Below are 14,460 nucleotides of genomic sequence, written 5' to 3'. Positions count from 1 at the left end.
TATTTTTAACTAAAACGTTTTTGTTGGTTAATTATTGTCACAAAGACATTTTTTAGCATTTTTTTTATGAGAGTTGTTTCAACTTTTCGGATTGCAGCAAACAGGCCGCCCCGATGGGGCTTTATGCTGCTTCCTTTATCCATGCTACCGGCATAACGTCCTTACAGGGCGGTCCCTACGGGTAATCCGCTGGTAAAAGACCGGTAGTACGATTTTTAAGCTCACCGGGGCGACCTGTTGAGAAAGTTTGAACGACTTCATTGACAAAAGGACGTTCTGAAAGCGCGTGGTATTTCGCAAGCAGCAAAATCATCGCTGCCGCCCGGGAGTGGAGAAGGTGCAGAAAAATAAAGCGGTACATATTCCGTTTTTTGATCTGCTGCTTCCCGTTTATTGTAACGGCCATGGAAATAATACCCGGAGGTGCTCCGGAGTTGGCTGGTGGTATAGTCTTTGTGATTTTTTAAAAGGTCACAACTTAGAGGCCTCAGCGGCGCGTATTGTCGTGCCGCTGAGCCGGACCGGGCCAGTGTGGTGTCGATAAACTTCCGGGACACAGGCAGGGGTGGCACCGTGGTGGAGCTCTGCCATACCGGGTTTGAGAACCACGGGGAGGAAGCTGCCAGTTATGCCCGGGCCATGGATGCCGGTATGGGATGGGAATACATCCTGAGAATGTTTGCCGACTATGCGGTGAACTGTTTACCCCCCGCATGATCTGTGAAAATACATGAGGCTTTTGGTGGCACCCGGGTGAAACGACCGGTTTTGGCGGCCAGCTTTCCTTTTCCCGGCATTTGGGCGAAAAAAAAGGACCATTCATCGAATTTCATCATTTTGACAATAATCCCTGAAATATTTTTGGCGGGCATCCGATATGAAGATGTACCCCGACCGGAATGTTGCTTTCAATTGTAAACAAAACGCACTTCCAAATTTGACATAAGGGAAAACGCCGCCGTTTTTGAGATAGATAACAGGTATCGAAGGGTCTGGTGGATGGATCACATTTTCCGGTTCATAAAACAGGAACCGGGGTCTTCCGATGGCGAAGACGGGCTGCATCCCAACTGCAACAATGTGTGACACGACCGGTCCGGTTTCGCAAAGGAATTATATGCGTATGGGCATCCCATAGCATTCAAGATAGGTTTATAATGCAACTCAACCCCCGGGTAATTCTTTACATTGGGGGTTTTGCTATTCATAACGGGGCCGGTTTTTTATCCTGCCTGCTTTACCGGCAGACCGGAAATGGTTCCATTTTTGGCCTGTTATCGATATGGAACTTTCGGAACAGATCATACAAAAAATAAAAAGGGAGGGACCGATCCGCTTTCAGGAGTTTATGGAGTGCTGCCTGTACGATCCCGGCCAGGGCTACTATGCATCCTCCAAAGACCATATTGGTGTGGGCGGCGACTATTATACCTGCGCAACACTTACGCCTGCATTTGGGGCAACCATTGCCAGACAACTGGAGGAAATGTGGCGCCATCTCGATGCCGGAACCTTCACCATCGTGGAATACGGGGCCGGCGACGGCACCCTGTGCCGCGATATCCTGTCCGCACTAAGGCATAACAAACCAATGTATGAACACCTGCAATACTGTATCATTGAAAAAGGGGAGCCCGGTGGCCTGCCCGTATTGGATGAAAAAGTAAGCTGGCATCAATCCATCGGGGAAATTGCGCCCATACAGGGGTGCGTCCTGTCAAATGAACTGCTCGACAATTTTCCGGTTCACCAGGTGTGGATGGAAGCAGAGCTGATGGAGCTTTTTATCGGCTTCCGGAACGGGTTTGTGGAAACCTGGCGCCCTGCGGCGCAGGGACTTAAAGATTATTTTTCGGAGTTAGGAATTGAGCTGCCCCGCGGGTTCCGGACAGAGATCAATCTTCAGGCGGTCGGGTGGATCGCTGAAGTGGCAAATGCGATTGACAAAGGGTATGTGCTAACGATCGATTACGGGTATCCTTCAGAAGAACTTTATAAATCCTGCCGGAGCTCCGGAACGCTGCTCGGGTATTACAGGCACGCCGTTACGGATGCATTGTATGACCATATCGGGCAGCAGGATATGACCGCGCATGTGAATTTTTCGGCTCTGAACCATTGGGGAAATAAAAACGGATTGAATACTTGCGGGTTCACCGATCAATGTCATTTCCTGTTATCCCTGGATGTTCCGGAAGTGATCCGGGAGATGCTTTCCGGAGAAAAGGATGTAGCCCGGGCTGCTCAGAAAGCATCGTTGTTACGCTATCTGCTGCTGGCGGATATGGGTATAAAATGTAAAGTGCTGATCCAGGAAAAGGGTGGTTGCAGTAAGACCCTGTCCGGGCTCAGTATCCTGCCCCGGATCGGGGCATTATAAACCAGGCGGTCTGTTTTCTTTGAAAGTGTAGAAAAAAGATCCCATACCGTGTAAGACGATACCCATATAAACGGCAGGCAGCTGTTGTTGTTTTTTTACAGACAGGCATTCTTTGCCGGTGGGGGATCGCCTGCCGCATCCGATCCTCATTAAGGGTCATCTGTCCGCAGGTTTTACCGCCTCTGGCAGACCTTTTGCTTTTCTATTTATACGTTTGTTCACTTTTTCATTCAGAAAGGTTGCAGGTGCTGTATGAAGCAATGACCTCCGGATTTGGCTGTTATCTAAACTATTCAAAATAATTATATGAGACCGCCCATAAAAACCAATAGCGACAGGATGCTGTTCCAGGATCTTTGTCACGCGCTTCCCGTAAGTTTTACCGGAGATGCCATCAACCAACTGTCTTTATTTGAGCACGCCTGTTTTGACATAAAAGACTGGATCTGGCATATCGAGGTCATCAATGGTGAAAAGTATTGCATCGTTACGGGCCGGCAGCAATTGCAGGCGAACGGTGCCGCTGAACGGCTGAAATAGCGGGGTGATCTTCCTGTGATCTCTTTTATTTTCCAATTTGAAAAGCACCCGTTTTTAACCCGGATGCCGGGATGTTTTTATTGACCCGGCAAATCGATGCGTACATAAGGCAACAGCAGTGTAATATTTTTCCCTTACGGTACCCGTAAAGACGTCCGGATGGATCCTATTCGGGAGATGTGTTTTTTTGGCGCGTTGATTGCCCTGATGATCCTTGAAGAAGCAGTTTTCGGTAACACGGTAATTCGAGGTTATTCAAAGAGCCGGAAATTTAGGGGAGTACCAGCGTGTGCTTCCCTTTTTGGTTGATTCCTGTATTGGACGCTGTGAAAAGCAGCCCCGTTTTGGAAGCTCCATGCAGACCGGCCGGCGGCGTTGCGCAAAGCTTTCACCGGAATACCATTCGGGCTTTGGACTTCGGCCATACCAGTTACGCCCCCCGGGCTGCAGTTTGTTGAAAAAGCGTCTTTGTGCCTGTTGTATCCGCCAGCTCAACGGGCATCTTTCTCCGTCGGGGTCACGACCGGTTTTTGGATATGTCCGGCTTCAGGCAAAGAGAAATATAAAAGCGTGAATGAGGGCTTCATTTTTGCGGCAATACCTGTAAATAACGATCATGATGAAAAAAGAGACTTCATCGGAAAAGATGAGCACGATTTCGGAATGCATTCAGAAGGCCGTTGCAACGGGATATGATAAAGACTTTTTTATCGTGGATGGCGTGCTTTCTTATAAAAACGCACGCCGGGTGTACCTGCCGGAGGAAGTCAGCATCCGGAATTTTTACCGGTTCGAAGGAGAAAGCGATCCTGCCGACAGCTCGATCCTGTATCTTTTGAGGACCGATGACGGAGTGAAGGGCGTATTGCTCGATGCGTACGGGATCTACTCCGATAAAAGCATTACCGGTTTTGTAAAAGGGATCAGCGATATAAATAAACAGCAACCCCGCAAGAAAGCCGGGATCCGGGAATTACTGATGACGGTAGCAATTGTTTGCACTGCGTGGTGGCTGGGAAAGCGCCTGTTGAGCAGGAGACAAAAGGCCGCATCTGCTGCTTAGCCGGAAGCATACGGGGCTTGTGGACAATGTGCCCCTTATGTAGAAAGATCTGCAACAATAATAAGGACCCGCGGGGGCGGGGTGGTTTATTTGCTGCATTGCGATGCCTCTTTTTTTATTTTATTATTTTAGCCCCCTCTGTACTTTCCATTCATGTATTGTGCTCATTGTCTGCCCGGTATGCCGCAGAAATTAAAGCGGACCGGCCGCTGATACGGCGGCTTCCTGCTCCGGCAGCTGCCGGAGGATCGCTTCTGCTCTGACGGCTGCAGGCGAAAAAAAGTTTGGCACTATAATTTGATCTCTATTAGTAAGTTTTCTTCCGGGGTGTGTAATATTGAAAGGTATTCGCTGAGAAATAAACCCGCTGAACCTGAACCGGACAATGCCGGCGTAGGAAGAAAGAAAATTTGTCCCCGGCATTGCCGGGGGCTTTTTGTATATTTTTCTCCTATGGATAACCGGTATATGAAGAAACATGGCTTTTTTTACCGGAACGGCTTAAGCCTTACTTTACTCTATTTTTTGATAACAGTGTTAATGATGCCTTTATATTTTTTGCTCACCACCAGCAATAGAAAAGGGCGGGTGGTGAATGTTTGTTCCGGCCCTCTTCGCTCGTTGTATGATAACGTAATATAGGCGCCCTCCTGTTGCAGCACCGGATCCTCCAGTGTAACGGCACTGTCGGAAACCGGCAGGATCACTGCAACGGCGTCCTGCACTCCAAAATTGATGGGTGTGGGTTTTCCGTTGCTGCCCATTGTGGCAGCGGCACCAAAGATGGCATCAAAGTCTTGCTGTGTAGTGATCCGGTTATTTTCCAGCTGTCCATCAGTGTAGTCGTTGCGGACGAAGTAATTTGCGGCGCGGGTAAACGGTATCAGTGTCCCTTCCGGCACGGGAATGCCTTCGCCGCCTGTTCCGGCCTCTGACCGCGAAGTCGGTGTGTGGCACCCGGTAGTTACAAGAAGGCTGCATACAAAAACGGAAAGCAAGATGCGTTTCATAACAATATCTCTTTTTAATGATTGAAAAATAAGCCGGCGGAAAGATAGGCAATGGTCGCTACAAAGGCAGCCGCCTGTCTGATTTTTATTCCCGAAAGACTCATGAAAGCCTGTACCATCGCTCCGCGCCGGGGGCGATTCGAAATCCGCAAATGAAAGCGAAGATCTGAAAAGACGGAAAAGTTCTGCCTGTCGATCGCTTAACAATGAACGGGTATCAAAATGATCTTTACAAATTGATGCGACCCATGGTTGGTGTTTCCCAAACCATTTAGGAGCAGGCACATTTTAATAGCATTGATACCGGGTTATTACAGGACTTTCCCTCGCCGTATTACCAGCCAAAATACTTTTTGATCCGCCCCCGGAAAAATACCGGGCCTTCTGTTTTTGGTAATGTATTTGATAATATCTGGTAAAATAGTTTATATAAATGTTAAGAATCAATATGGGAGGGACAGCTCAATCGTCTATTTTTGAACCCAGAGAATTTTATGGAACCGGATAATAGAACGAATTGCAGCACATCATCTCGGGCCGCTGGTTCCGGCCGGGCAGTGGTTCCCGGATTTTGGCGGCTTTATTACACAGAATTTGATTTATTTTGTTAACTGCGTGAAACCACAGTTTGTTGATATCATATTTTCAAAGGCCGGGAAGATCCAGGTTAAGAAGACTGCCAAGTCCAGGTTTGACGGGCCCTTCCATTTTCACCATCTCTGTGAGCTGGTATGGGTGGAAGAAGGGGTGGGCACCCGGATCATCGGGGACTCAGTCTCCAATTTTAAAAAGAATGACCTGGTACTGATGGCGCCCAACCTGCCCCATATCTGGAGGAGCGACGCCAAAATTGATTTTGTAAAATCCACCACGATCTATTTTGATCCGGATTTTCTTACACATCTTACCGATGAGGAAGCAACGCTGGACCGGGTTAGAGAAATGATCCGGAAATCGCGCAGGGGCATGCAGTTTCATGGCGAAACCCGGAAAAAGGCGGTCCGGCTGCTGTCGAAGATCACGGAGACCGAAGGCATTCCAAGGATCATTGATTTCCTGAAAGTGATCGACCTGCTGACGGCCACTGCAGAGTTTGATGCCCTGGCTACCGCACTGTATCATAACCGGTACGACGAAAAGGATGCTGGTCGTATTTATACGGTTTACCAGTACCTGTTGAAAAATTTCAAGAGAGATATAACCTTAGGGGAAGTGGCGGATCTCTGTCATATGACCACCAATTCATTTTGCCGTTTTTTTAAAAGCCGGACCAATAAACCCTTTACGCGCTTTTTGAATGAGCTGAGGATCGGGTATGCCTGCGAGCTTTTGCATGACGAACAATATTCGGTATCCGCGATCTGTTATGAATGCGGGTATAACACAACGGCAAATTTTCATAAATTTTTTAAACAGATCCAGCATATTACGCCTGCGGGTTACCGGAAAAAAATACAACAGGGACAAACGGTCTGAGCGTTGTTCTTCATAGGACCGCATTGTTGAACGGAAACGTATGTGGGATAAAAAACTATTTGTAAAACCCATGTATCTCGAGTTACAGGCCGCAGTGGCTGCCTCATCGGTAAAGGTGGCCCATACATGCACTTCTTCACCCGCGTAAAAGGGCAGCATGTTTACCGTGGCGCTGCCGGCCTGGCGCGCTGCCACCCCGCTAAAGAACTGTCCGTCCCTGCGCGATGGCATGTACACAAAACTGGAGCTAATACTTTCGGGGATCATTTCCAGCAGGTTCCCCTTCGAAATAAGCACCTGGCTGTAGTTGATGATCACCTCGTCGCCGGCAAGCTGAATGTTTTCCAGTACATTAGCCTGTGCCTGGTTATAGGGTGTTACCAGCCCTTTACGCTTGCCAAAGAACAGGCGTGCAAAGGACTTGTACAAACCCAGGAAGGCTGCTGCAAAACGGAACAGCTCGCGGTGAGCGGTTTGCGGTTCGGTGGAGCTGCTGCGCATGACGGGCCGCGCGCGGCTTACTTCCACCCCATGAATGTTGGCGATAACAACACGCCCGGTGCGGCCGGAGGTGCCGCTTAAAATGGAATTGGTCACGCTGCCCATAGCTTTAATTTTTAAAAATGAATAAATAAATGTTTGCTTGCGTAAAATTGGGGTATTAAAGGGCCGGGTTATTTTTTTGATCCCTAATGAACCCTTCTGATCCCTAATGACCCCTTCTGACCACTGATGATCCCTAATGACCCCTCCTGATCTCAAAATGCCTGTTTTCTGTATCCTTTCTGTATCCTTTCTGTATCGCTTCTGTATCGTTTGTATATCCTTTCTGTATCGTTCCTGTATCCTTCGTATATCGTTGCTGTATCGGTAAGGGAAGTGGCTTTATGCTGTTTTGGCAAAACGCCGATGCGGACTTTTTGCTGATTCCCTTAACTTAGCAAAACAAAAAATGTTCAATGAAATCGGATCGGTAGCTTAAATTTTTAATCCAAACCCCTTTTGAAAATTTGAAGAATCATTCCTTACTATCGGATCAGATCGTGACTTTTACAAATAAAAAAACAAGGGGCACCCCCCCTGATTTAAAATATATATTTTTAAGCTGCAGGCCTCTGCAGATATGGATTACAACGGGTTTAACCCGATTTTATCCGGACAACAATGATTAAAAATGTAAAGAAATGAAAAAAAGAAGCCTGCTTTTTTTAATGGTCCTGATGAGCTGTACCGTTGCTGCGCAAAAGTATGCGCCTAACTGGGCCTCTCTCAATACGCGGAAGATACCCGCCTGGTTCCGGCAGGATAAATTCGGCATTTTTATCCACTGGGGATTGTATGCCGTACCGGCATATGCACCGGTGATCCCCAATAGCGGGGAAAGCTATGCCGAATGGTATTGGTACCGGCTGATGGAAAAAAATAAAAATTTCATTCCTTTTCATAACAAGAACTATGGCGCCGGCTTCCGCTATCCGCAATTTGAGCCCATGTTCAGGGCAGAGCTGTTTGACCCCACCCAGTGGGCCGGTATTTTTAAAGCATCGGGCGCCCGTTATGTAGTGCTTACTTCCAAGCACCATGAAGGGTACTGCCTTTGGAACAGCCCTGAAGCCGACCGCAGCTGGGGCCACCCCTGGAATGCAGTGACCGGCACACCCAAACGGGACCTGCTCGGAGATCTTACCGGTGCTGTAAAAGCCGCCGGGTTAAAGATGGGTTATTATTATTCTCTTTACGAATGGTATAACCCTCTCTGGCAAAAGGACCGTAAGCGGTATGTAACGGAGCATATGATCCCGCAGCTGAAAGACCTTGTGAACAGGTACAAGCCATCGCTCATCTTTTCGGATGGGGAATGGGACCTTCCGGACACGGCCTGGCATAGTCCGGAGCTGCTGGCCTGGCTGTTCAATGAATCACCTGTTGCGGATGAGGTAGTGGTCAATGACCGTTGGGGTAACAATACACGGGAAAAAAATACCGGTGCCACTTATACGACTTCCGAATATGGCGGCGGGATGGATGCCAGCAGGGTTTGGGAGGAGAGTCAGGGCATCGGCCACTCATACGGGTATAACCGCAACGAAAAGCTGACCGATTATAAGACCGGGCGGGAACTGATCCTGATGCTGACAGACATTGTTTCGAGAGGAGGGAACCTGTTGCTGGACATCGGCCCCACTGCCGACGGGCGGATACCGGTGATCATGCAGCAGCGGTTAACGGCCATCGGGAACTGGCTAAAGATAAACGGGGAAGCGATCTATGGCACCCGTGCCTATACACGGCCGGCCCAGTGGAGCGGTGGCAGGATCCCCCGGAAAAGTGATAAAAGCTATATGGCGGGTTATAACGTGGCAGAACTGGTAAAGCCCAGGAAAGATACGGCCCATATAGAACTGTTCTTTACACGGAAAGAAAAAGACCTGTATTGTATCCTGCCGGATTACCAAAGCAAATTGCTGATCCGGGAGCTGAACGTGCCGGCAAATACAACGGCTCTTTTGCTGGCCAATAATAAGACCGTTAAAGTAAAGAATATAGGGAAGGATTGCCTGGTGGACCTCTCCGGGTTCAAGCCGGGGGAACTGCCCGGAGAGCTGCTGGTTTTAAAGCTGAAGGATGTGTTGTAGGGTGCCGTATAGAACAGCGTGGATGGGGCTCACAGGAATTACGGATGTTCACAGAATTCCTGTGTTATTCTCTGGCATCCGTGCGCAAACCATACCCCCAAAAAACATTTCAACAGGACCGGGGCATAAAAACCCGGTACCGGGCTTTGGACAAAGCGGATACCGGGTTCGATAACGAATTGCTTGAAGATGTAAAGTAAAAACGAATATCCGGTCAATCCGTCAAATATCTTACCCTTTTTATAAACAAAAAAAAACAGGTCCGATGGCCTACCGGGTTTTGAGCTCCAGTTGCATCGGTTGCTGGTTGCGGATGATGCTGATGGGGATATGCCCCTTCCAGTTGCCACTGCTGTATACTTCCATCAGGTCCTTCAGGTCTTTTACGGGTGTGCCATTAGCGCTGCGCAGCACATCTCTTTCCTGCAGTCCAGAGCGGCCAAGCAGGCTTTTGCTATCTGCAGCAATGATGATCACACCCGTTTCGTCCGCCAGTCCGTATGCCGACCGGTCGCCCAGGCCTTCAACTGATTTGACCTTGCCGCCGAGGAAATCCATGATCATGGACGGATCAGCGGATCCCGCCATATCCAGCAATGCCGGTATGGGAGGTTGTTGTGCTATTTTCCGGAGCGCAGGTTTTTGCACGCCAAACTTCATAGGAAAATTCCGGAACCCGATCTTTAATGCAGGAGCGCCGGTAGCTACCGTAAAATCGCCGGCAGCCGGATTTACGAACAGGGGTTTTCCAAAAATGCTGTGCAGGTCGGTACCATTATCCCGGGCCAGCTGCAGGGCGCTGCTATCCGGGAAAAAATTCGAATCGACGGAAGTTCCCCAGTAGCGGACCTGTATAGGGAAATATTTCTTCATTACAATATTATGTTGAAACACATCACCGCTGTTGCGGAACCATACGTGCGGATGAAATGAATTGTTGACCATAATATTGTTTTCGACGATCCGGTAAAAACCTTCCCTCAGTTTGATCCCCCCGTTCAGGCAAACGTTATTATAGATATGATAATTGGAGGAGCCGTCGTCCAGATCAATATCCCATCCATGATCGCAGCGGAAGCGGTTGTTGCGGATAATGGTCTGTTTCCGGGCATCCAGTAAGATCAGTTCGGGATGCAGGGCCACAAGACTATCCATGTACCGCCTGTTGGCCGACCAGTACCGGTCTCTTCCCCAGGAATTAAAAGCACCATGATCGCCGGTTTCCAGCACGGTATTGAAAACGTCGTTGTGCTCCAGCAGGTGCCCGCCAAAGGCGCCATCACCGATATTCAAACCGGCACGCGGAGTATTGTAAATGTTGTTATAGCTTACGGTAATGGCCTCCGCCATCTCAATCTGTACGCCGGTCGCCTGTTTTTCGATCTGCCCCAGGTCGTGCAGCAGGTTATTGGTCACCATACATTGCTGCGGGTAATTATTGGTGCGCGGTCCCGGCGTCTTGTCCAGCTCGTCGTAGGGAATATAATCCTGGTAGCGGAAGGAGGGCGAGCGCAATGCATGGGGATCGCCGATAAAGCTTACGGCATTTGCTCCGATGAATGAAATATGGCACCCGCTGATGGTGTCTTTTTTATTGTAATTGCTGAGCATGATCGCATTGCCGCCGATCCCGGTAAAATTACAATCGCTTACCGTGCATTGCTCCGTTCCGTCCAGCAGCAGGGCCCCGCCACGGTAGATCGTCCAATCGCTGCGCACCAGGGGCTCCCTGGTTTCCATAAAGCTGCGCTCATTGTGTAAAAAGGTAAGTCCTTTCAGGTGAACATTCCGCAGCGGCTTCTCCGGACCTCCCTTCAGGACGATGCTGTTCTTTAGTGCCGATACCACGATGGTGGCATGAGCGAGGTCAATATCATTGGGGGGGTAGTAGTATAACTCGTTTTGTGAACGGTCCAGGAACCATTCTCCGGGGGCATCCAGCTCCTCAAAAATATTTTCAACAAAACGGTATTGACGGTGCATGGGCGCCGGCCGGTTGTTTTGCCACCCGCCATCCAGCAGCAGCGTACTGTCGGCGCCAATGCCTGTGATCCGGTAATGGAAACCACCCCATTCATGGGCGTGCAGGGCATGTACATAGCCTCCCTCCGGGTGCTTCCACCGGCGGATCCTTTCCGGGAGGAGGGCATCGGCTGCGGTGCCGTGAAATACCCGTGCAGTGGAATCATAATTGGGATACCGTGCCAGTACCTGCAGGCGGCCGTTAACGAAGAGTTGCTCAAATACGATGCCCGCCGGCACCGACGCCTTATAGATCCCTTTATGAAAGGGCAGCCAGTGCGGCTGTAACTGCTTGCCGGCGCTGATCGTTACCGATTCATCTTTGTAACGGCTAATGGTCAGCGAAGCCGCCCGGAGCTGGTCTGCACGGATGATCACCGTAGTATCGAGGTAGTAGGTGCCCCCTCTGAGATATACGGTTGCATCACCCTTCCCTGCGGAAGCCACGGACAGGGCTTTGTGAAGGCTTTTGAAAGGCGCCCGTACCGTTCCGGTATTCCGGTCGCTTCCGGCAGGGGCCACAAAGATCTTTGTTTGCGCAAATGCCGCGTGCACGAGGCTCCACATGGTCAGTAAGAAAATAGCTGCGGTTCGTTTTTTATTCATCAGTTTTCCGGGCATGCGATCGGTTCGTTTAAGGGATGAAGATACAGCAGTTTTTCTCCGTAATGCAAAATCAGCCGGCCATTATCTTACCCGTTTTATAAACAAAATCCGCATTGATAGCGGCACCTGCGGGCAGATGTTCTAATGGAGGGGGGCATGTTCGGGGCAGTCGATCCTCAGGTCCTGTGTTCTTAGCGGAATGTTCATCAGTTTACAAAAATGAGGGGTGCCATCCCGGTCCTGCGCGTAATAGGCACAGGTAAAGCACATCCGCTGGATGCCAATGACCCCTGCCTGGTTCAAATGATGAACAATACCGGTCAGGCTCTTAAAAAGCGTTTCTTTATCGGCATCTTCAAGCCGTCCGATGGGTTTTTCTATATGACCGGCAAAGAATCCCGTTTGTTTTGCGATCTTTTTCCCCTCCGGTGTAAGCCGGATGACAAAGCTCCTCGAATCCTGCGGGTCGTATTCTTTCCCGATCAGTGCCTTCTCCAGCAATGTTTTTACGGTTTCGCTGATGGTTGCCTTGGTAACGCCCAGCTCTGTGGCGAGGTAGCTGATCTTCCTTTTTTCTACACTATGGTGCCGCAGGAAGATCAGGGTTTGTATCTGGATCGGCGTCAGTCCCAGCTCCTTGCTCTCGTTCCATAGCAATACCCGGAATGCCTGGGAAATGCGCTCCAGTGCGGCGATGATCTTATGGTCCATGCTTTTATTTTGCATGGTCAGGTCGAAAGGAGATCGGTTCATGTCTGGATGTAATATCCGTCAAAGTTAAATTGTGCCGCCCTGAACAACAAAAAAAGCACTGCAACCCCTTAACAGCGCCCGGGCCCGTTACCAGGAAAAGATCAGACGTCCGTTCATAATATAGAGCGCGCAGATCAGGGCTTCCCCCAACAGCAGCGGCAGCATAAACCGCCCGAACCGGATCCTGAGCAGGCCCGCGGCATAACAGACCAGGTCGGTTGGTGTAAATGGCATAAGGGCCCAACCCAGGATGAACCAGAACCCCCGTTTGCTGTTCAGTCCCCGCTGGATCCGCTCCAGCCTTGATGCCGGTGCGCCGGATAAGCGGGGAATGCTTATATACCGGGCTGTATAAAAGATAAACGTGGCTACAATAAAAATGCTTATCATAAATACCCCGAACAGAAGAAACGGCGTATCCCTGAAAATGAACATCCCCGCGATCAAAAAAGGAGTGGATGGCAGGAGGAACAGCCCCCGTGCCACACAGACGCCCAAATAGGTCAGCCATACCTGCTGCCGGTACTGAAGCAGGAAGGCGGCAATGGTTTCCTGTGTAAAATGCTGCCGGTTATACCAATAAAAGATCCCCCCGCCTGCGATCAGGATGACCCATACGATACGGAGCAGCTTCTTTAGCTTTTGCTCCCCAAAGTTCCTACTTGCGGGCATAATAAATAAAGGCTGGGGGTATATTAATGGGTTCGAAGCCAAGCTGGACCAACGGGAACATTCGCCGCAACAGGGGCCTGTCGTTAAGCGAATACTGGAACTGTATATAAAAACCGCCGGGCTTTAATACGGATCTGACGGCTCCGAGAATGTGCTCCTTTGTCTGCAAAGCCAGGTTGGCCAATGGCAGACCGGAAATGACATAATCAACCGAGGCATTGCAAACGTATTGCTGTAGCCGGCATACGTCATCATTAACGGGAACCAGCTGTGGCTGTTGCAGGGAGGATAGCTTATAAAAAAGCTGCCGGTTGATCTCAAATGCAGTGAGGCGCGACCCGGTCTTCATCTGGCCCAGGAGATGTCGGGTGATGCTGCCCGTACCGGCACCCAGCTCTACGATGTGCACGGGTCGGTTAAAGTTTACGATGCGTGTCATCCGGGCCGCAAGCCGGGACGAGCTTTCTACAAGAGATCCTGTTTGTGCCAGGTTTTCATATGCGGCTTTGAAAAAGGTGAGCATGGCTTTTGTTTTTTCTGTAAAATAAACAGGGTAATCGCGCGCAGGAAAATGAAATCGATCAGCGCGCGTTCCCGTCCCGCCGGCTGCGGATTGCGGCGGACCAATGGAAAAGGACCCGGCAAAACCTGCCAGGGAAGCTTTTACCGCAGGTAGGGCTTTAATGCATGCCGGCTAGCCGGTCAGCCTCCTGTTTTAATGAATCCAGTATATGGGATACGAGCGAATCCTGCTGTTTTTGGGGCATCTTCCCGACAGGAAATTTTTGATCATAATCCATTAGGGTTTCCCGGTTCTTCCTGATGCTTACCCGGATCCGCAGTTCCCCGCTATGCTTTGTAACAATGATGGTTGAGCCCTCATTCGCACCGCAGGAAAGAGCGATGATGAGGATCAGTGCAGGTATGATTTTTATATTCATAAATGACAATGCATATTTAACAGCAATATTACAGGGGTTAAGGCCCGCCCTGCAAAAAATGGGATCAATGCGGCAGGAAATGGGGCCAATGCAGGCAGCTGGCGCCGAAGCATTTTTGTTTCAGGCGGATCTGACGAAGGTGAAAAATATAACCCGGCTTTTAATCAATGGAGATTTAGCAGAACCGGGGTGATGATCAACGGGGCCGTAACCCTGCTTGCCGCATTGCTGATCCTTTTTCCCAAAACATTTGTTTGGGGGAACTTTCTCATGGCAGCGGGAATACTACTGATCATCTGCTTTCTAAAAAATGTTGTGCATTTCCATGCCGGAATCTCGGAAAAAAGATGAATTTTGTACC

The 14,460-nt window shown here is 49.6% G+C and carries 13 protein-coding genes, 1 pseudogene and 1 riboswitch; of the genes and pseudogenes, 6 read left to right on the top strand and 8 right to left on the bottom strand.

Annotated elements, in window-relative coordinates; translation table 11 throughout:
• Positions 1 to 175 precede the first annotated feature (175 nt).
• Positions 176 to 361, bottom strand: a complete 186-nt coding sequence (locus B160_RS0116835; protein WP_018629092.1) for a hypothetical protein — start codon at positions 359 to 361, stop codon at positions 176 to 178.
• A gap of 170 nt (positions 362 to 531) precedes the next feature.
• Between B160_RS0116835 and B160_RS31745 the strand changes: the two genes are divergently transcribed.
• The 4 genes from B160_RS31745 to B160_RS29420 all read left to right on the top strand — a co-directional run bounded on the left by B160_RS31745 (position 532) and on the right by B160_RS29420 (position 3,983).
• The gene (locus B160_RS31745) at positions 532 to 717 is read left to right on the top strand and encodes an SRPBCC family protein (protein ID WP_157558118.1); all 186 of its coding nucleotides are present in this window, start codon (positions 532 to 534) and stop codon (positions 715 to 717) included.
• Positions 718 to 1,282: 565 nt separating this feature from the next.
• Complete coding sequence (locus tag B160_RS0116825) at positions 1,283 to 2,380, top strand: class I SAM-dependent methyltransferase (RefSeq protein WP_018629090.1); 1,098 nt, start codon at positions 1,283 to 1,285, stop codon at positions 2,378 to 2,380.
• A gap of 306 nt (positions 2,381 to 2,686) precedes the next feature.
• Positions 2,687 to 2,920, top strand: a complete 234-nt coding sequence (locus tag B160_RS29425) for a hypothetical protein (protein WP_018629089.1) — start codon at positions 2,687 to 2,689, stop codon at positions 2,918 to 2,920.
• A gap of 616 nt (positions 2,921 to 3,536) precedes the next feature.
• A complete protein-coding gene (locus B160_RS29420; protein ID WP_018629087.1) occupies positions 3,537 to 3,983 on the top strand; it encodes a hypothetical protein in 447 nt (148 codons plus the stop codon).
• Positions 3,984 to 4,296: 313 nt separating this feature from the next.
• Positions 4,297 to 4,400: riboswitch (TPP riboswitch) on the top strand.
• A 101-nt stretch (positions 4,401 to 4,501) separates the two neighbouring features.
• On the opposite strand, the gene B160_RS0116800 is transcribed toward B160_RS29420, so the two are convergent.
• The gene (locus B160_RS0116800) at positions 4,502 to 4,993 is read right to left on the bottom strand and encodes a hypothetical protein (protein ID WP_018629085.1); all 492 of its coding nucleotides are present in this window, start codon (positions 4,991 to 4,993) and stop codon (positions 4,502 to 4,504) included.
• 615 nt (positions 4,994 to 5,608) lie between these two features.
• Between B160_RS0116800 and B160_RS0116790 the strand changes: the two genes are divergently transcribed.
• Positions 5,609 to 6,469 carry an AraC family transcriptional regulator gene (locus B160_RS0116790; RefSeq protein WP_071597057.1) on the top strand — a complete coding sequence of 287 codons (861 nt, stop codon included), beginning with the start codon at positions 5,609 to 5,611 and terminating at the stop codon, positions 6,467 to 6,469.
• A 300-nt stretch (positions 6,470 to 6,769) separates the two neighbouring features.
• Here B160_RS0116790 and B160_RS32275 read toward each other — a convergent pair.
• A pseudogene (locus B160_RS32275) lies at positions 6,770 to 7,075 on the bottom strand (DUF6266 family protein); the annotation flags it as partial.
• 578 nt (positions 7,076 to 7,653) lie between these two features.
• Here B160_RS32275 and B160_RS0116775 point away from each other — a divergent pair.
• A complete protein-coding gene (locus tag B160_RS0116775; RefSeq protein WP_018629080.1) occupies positions 7,654 to 9,105 on the top strand; it encodes an alpha-L-fucosidase in 1,452 nt (483 codons plus the stop codon).
• 270 nt (positions 9,106 to 9,375) lie between these two features.
• On the opposite strand, the gene B160_RS0116765 is transcribed toward B160_RS0116775, so the two are convergent.
• The 5 genes from B160_RS0116765 to B160_RS0116735 all read right to left on the bottom strand — a co-directional run bounded on the left by B160_RS0116765 (position 9,376) and on the right by B160_RS0116735 (position 14,099).
• Positions 9,376 to 11,733, bottom strand: coding sequence for a PDZ domain-containing protein (locus tag B160_RS0116765; RefSeq protein WP_157558117.1), 2,358 nt, complete (start codon positions 11,731 to 11,733; stop codon positions 9,376 to 9,378).
• 141 nt (positions 11,734 to 11,874) lie between these two features.
• Positions 11,875 to 12,486 carry a MarR family winged helix-turn-helix transcriptional regulator gene (locus tag B160_RS0116755; RefSeq protein WP_018629076.1) on the bottom strand — a complete coding sequence of 204 codons (612 nt, stop codon included), beginning with the start codon at positions 12,484 to 12,486 and terminating at the stop codon, positions 11,875 to 11,877.
• Between the two features lie 87 nt (positions 12,487 to 12,573).
• The gene (locus B160_RS0116750; protein ID WP_018629075.1) at positions 12,574 to 13,158 is read right to left on the bottom strand and encodes a TVP38/TMEM64 family protein; all 585 of its coding nucleotides are present in this window, start codon (positions 13,156 to 13,158) and stop codon (positions 12,574 to 12,576) included.
• Positions 13,145 to 13,681 (bottom strand): class I SAM-dependent methyltransferase, encoded by a 537-nt coding sequence (locus tag B160_RS0116745; protein ID WP_018629074.1) that lies wholly within the window; start codon positions 13,679 to 13,681, stop codon positions 13,145 to 13,147. The genes B160_RS0116750 and B160_RS0116745 overlap by 14 nt, the downstream gene beginning before the upstream one ends.
• A gap of 157 nt (positions 13,682 to 13,838) precedes the next feature.
• Positions 13,839 to 14,099, bottom strand: coding sequence for a hypothetical protein (locus tag B160_RS0116735; protein WP_018629072.1), 261 nt, complete (start codon positions 14,097 to 14,099; stop codon positions 13,839 to 13,841).
• Between the last annotated feature and the right edge of the window lie 361 nt (positions 14,100 to 14,460).

This window comes from Niabella aurantiaca DSM 17617, assembly GCF_000374125.1.
GTDB lineage: Bacteria > Bacteroidota > Bacteroidia > Chitinophagales > Chitinophagaceae > Niabella > Niabella aurantiaca.
Note: the sequence above shows the minus strand (reverse complement) of the source record. Positions and strands in the feature narration are given on the sequence as shown.

Coding starts and splice junctions, on each gene's coding strand:
- B160_RS0116835 (WP_018629092.1), bottom strand. CDS start 361: ATGTACCGCTTTATTTTTCTGCACCTTCTCCACTCCCGGGCGGCAGCG.
- B160_RS0116825 (WP_018629090.1), top strand. CDS start 1,283: ATGGAACTTTCGGAACAGATCATACAAAAAATAAAAAGGGAGGGACCG.
- B160_RS29425 (WP_018629089.1), top strand. CDS start 2,687: ATGAGACCGCCCATAAAAACCAATAGCGACAGGATGCTGTTCCAGGAT.
- B160_RS29420 (WP_018629087.1), top strand. CDS start 3,537: ATGATGAAAAAAGAGACTTCATCGGAAAAGATGAGCACGATTTCGGAA.
- B160_RS0116800 (WP_018629085.1), bottom strand. CDS start 4,993: ATGAAACGCATCTTGCTTTCCGTTTTTGTATGCAGCCTTCTTGTAACT.
- B160_RS0116775 (WP_018629080.1), top strand. CDS start 7,654: ATGAAAAAAAGAAGCCTGCTTTTTTTAATGGTCCTGATGAGCTGTACC.
- B160_RS0116765 (WP_157558117.1), bottom strand. CDS start 11,733: ATGAATAAAAAACGAACCGCAGCTATTTTCTTACTGACCATGTGGAGC.
- B160_RS0116755 (WP_018629076.1), bottom strand. CDS start 12,486: ATGAACCGATCTCCTTTCGACCTGACCATGCAAAATAAAAGCATGGAC.
- B160_RS0116750 (WP_018629075.1), bottom strand. CDS start 13,158: ATGCCCGCAAGTAGGAACTTTGGGGAGCAAAAGCTAAAGAAGCTGCTC.
- B160_RS0116745 (WP_018629074.1), bottom strand. CDS start 13,681: ATGCTCACCTTTTTCAAAGCCGCATATGAAAACCTGGCACAAACAGGA.
- B160_RS0116735 (WP_018629072.1), bottom strand. CDS start 14,099: ATGAATATAAAAATCATACCTGCACTGATCCTCATCATCGCTCTTTCC.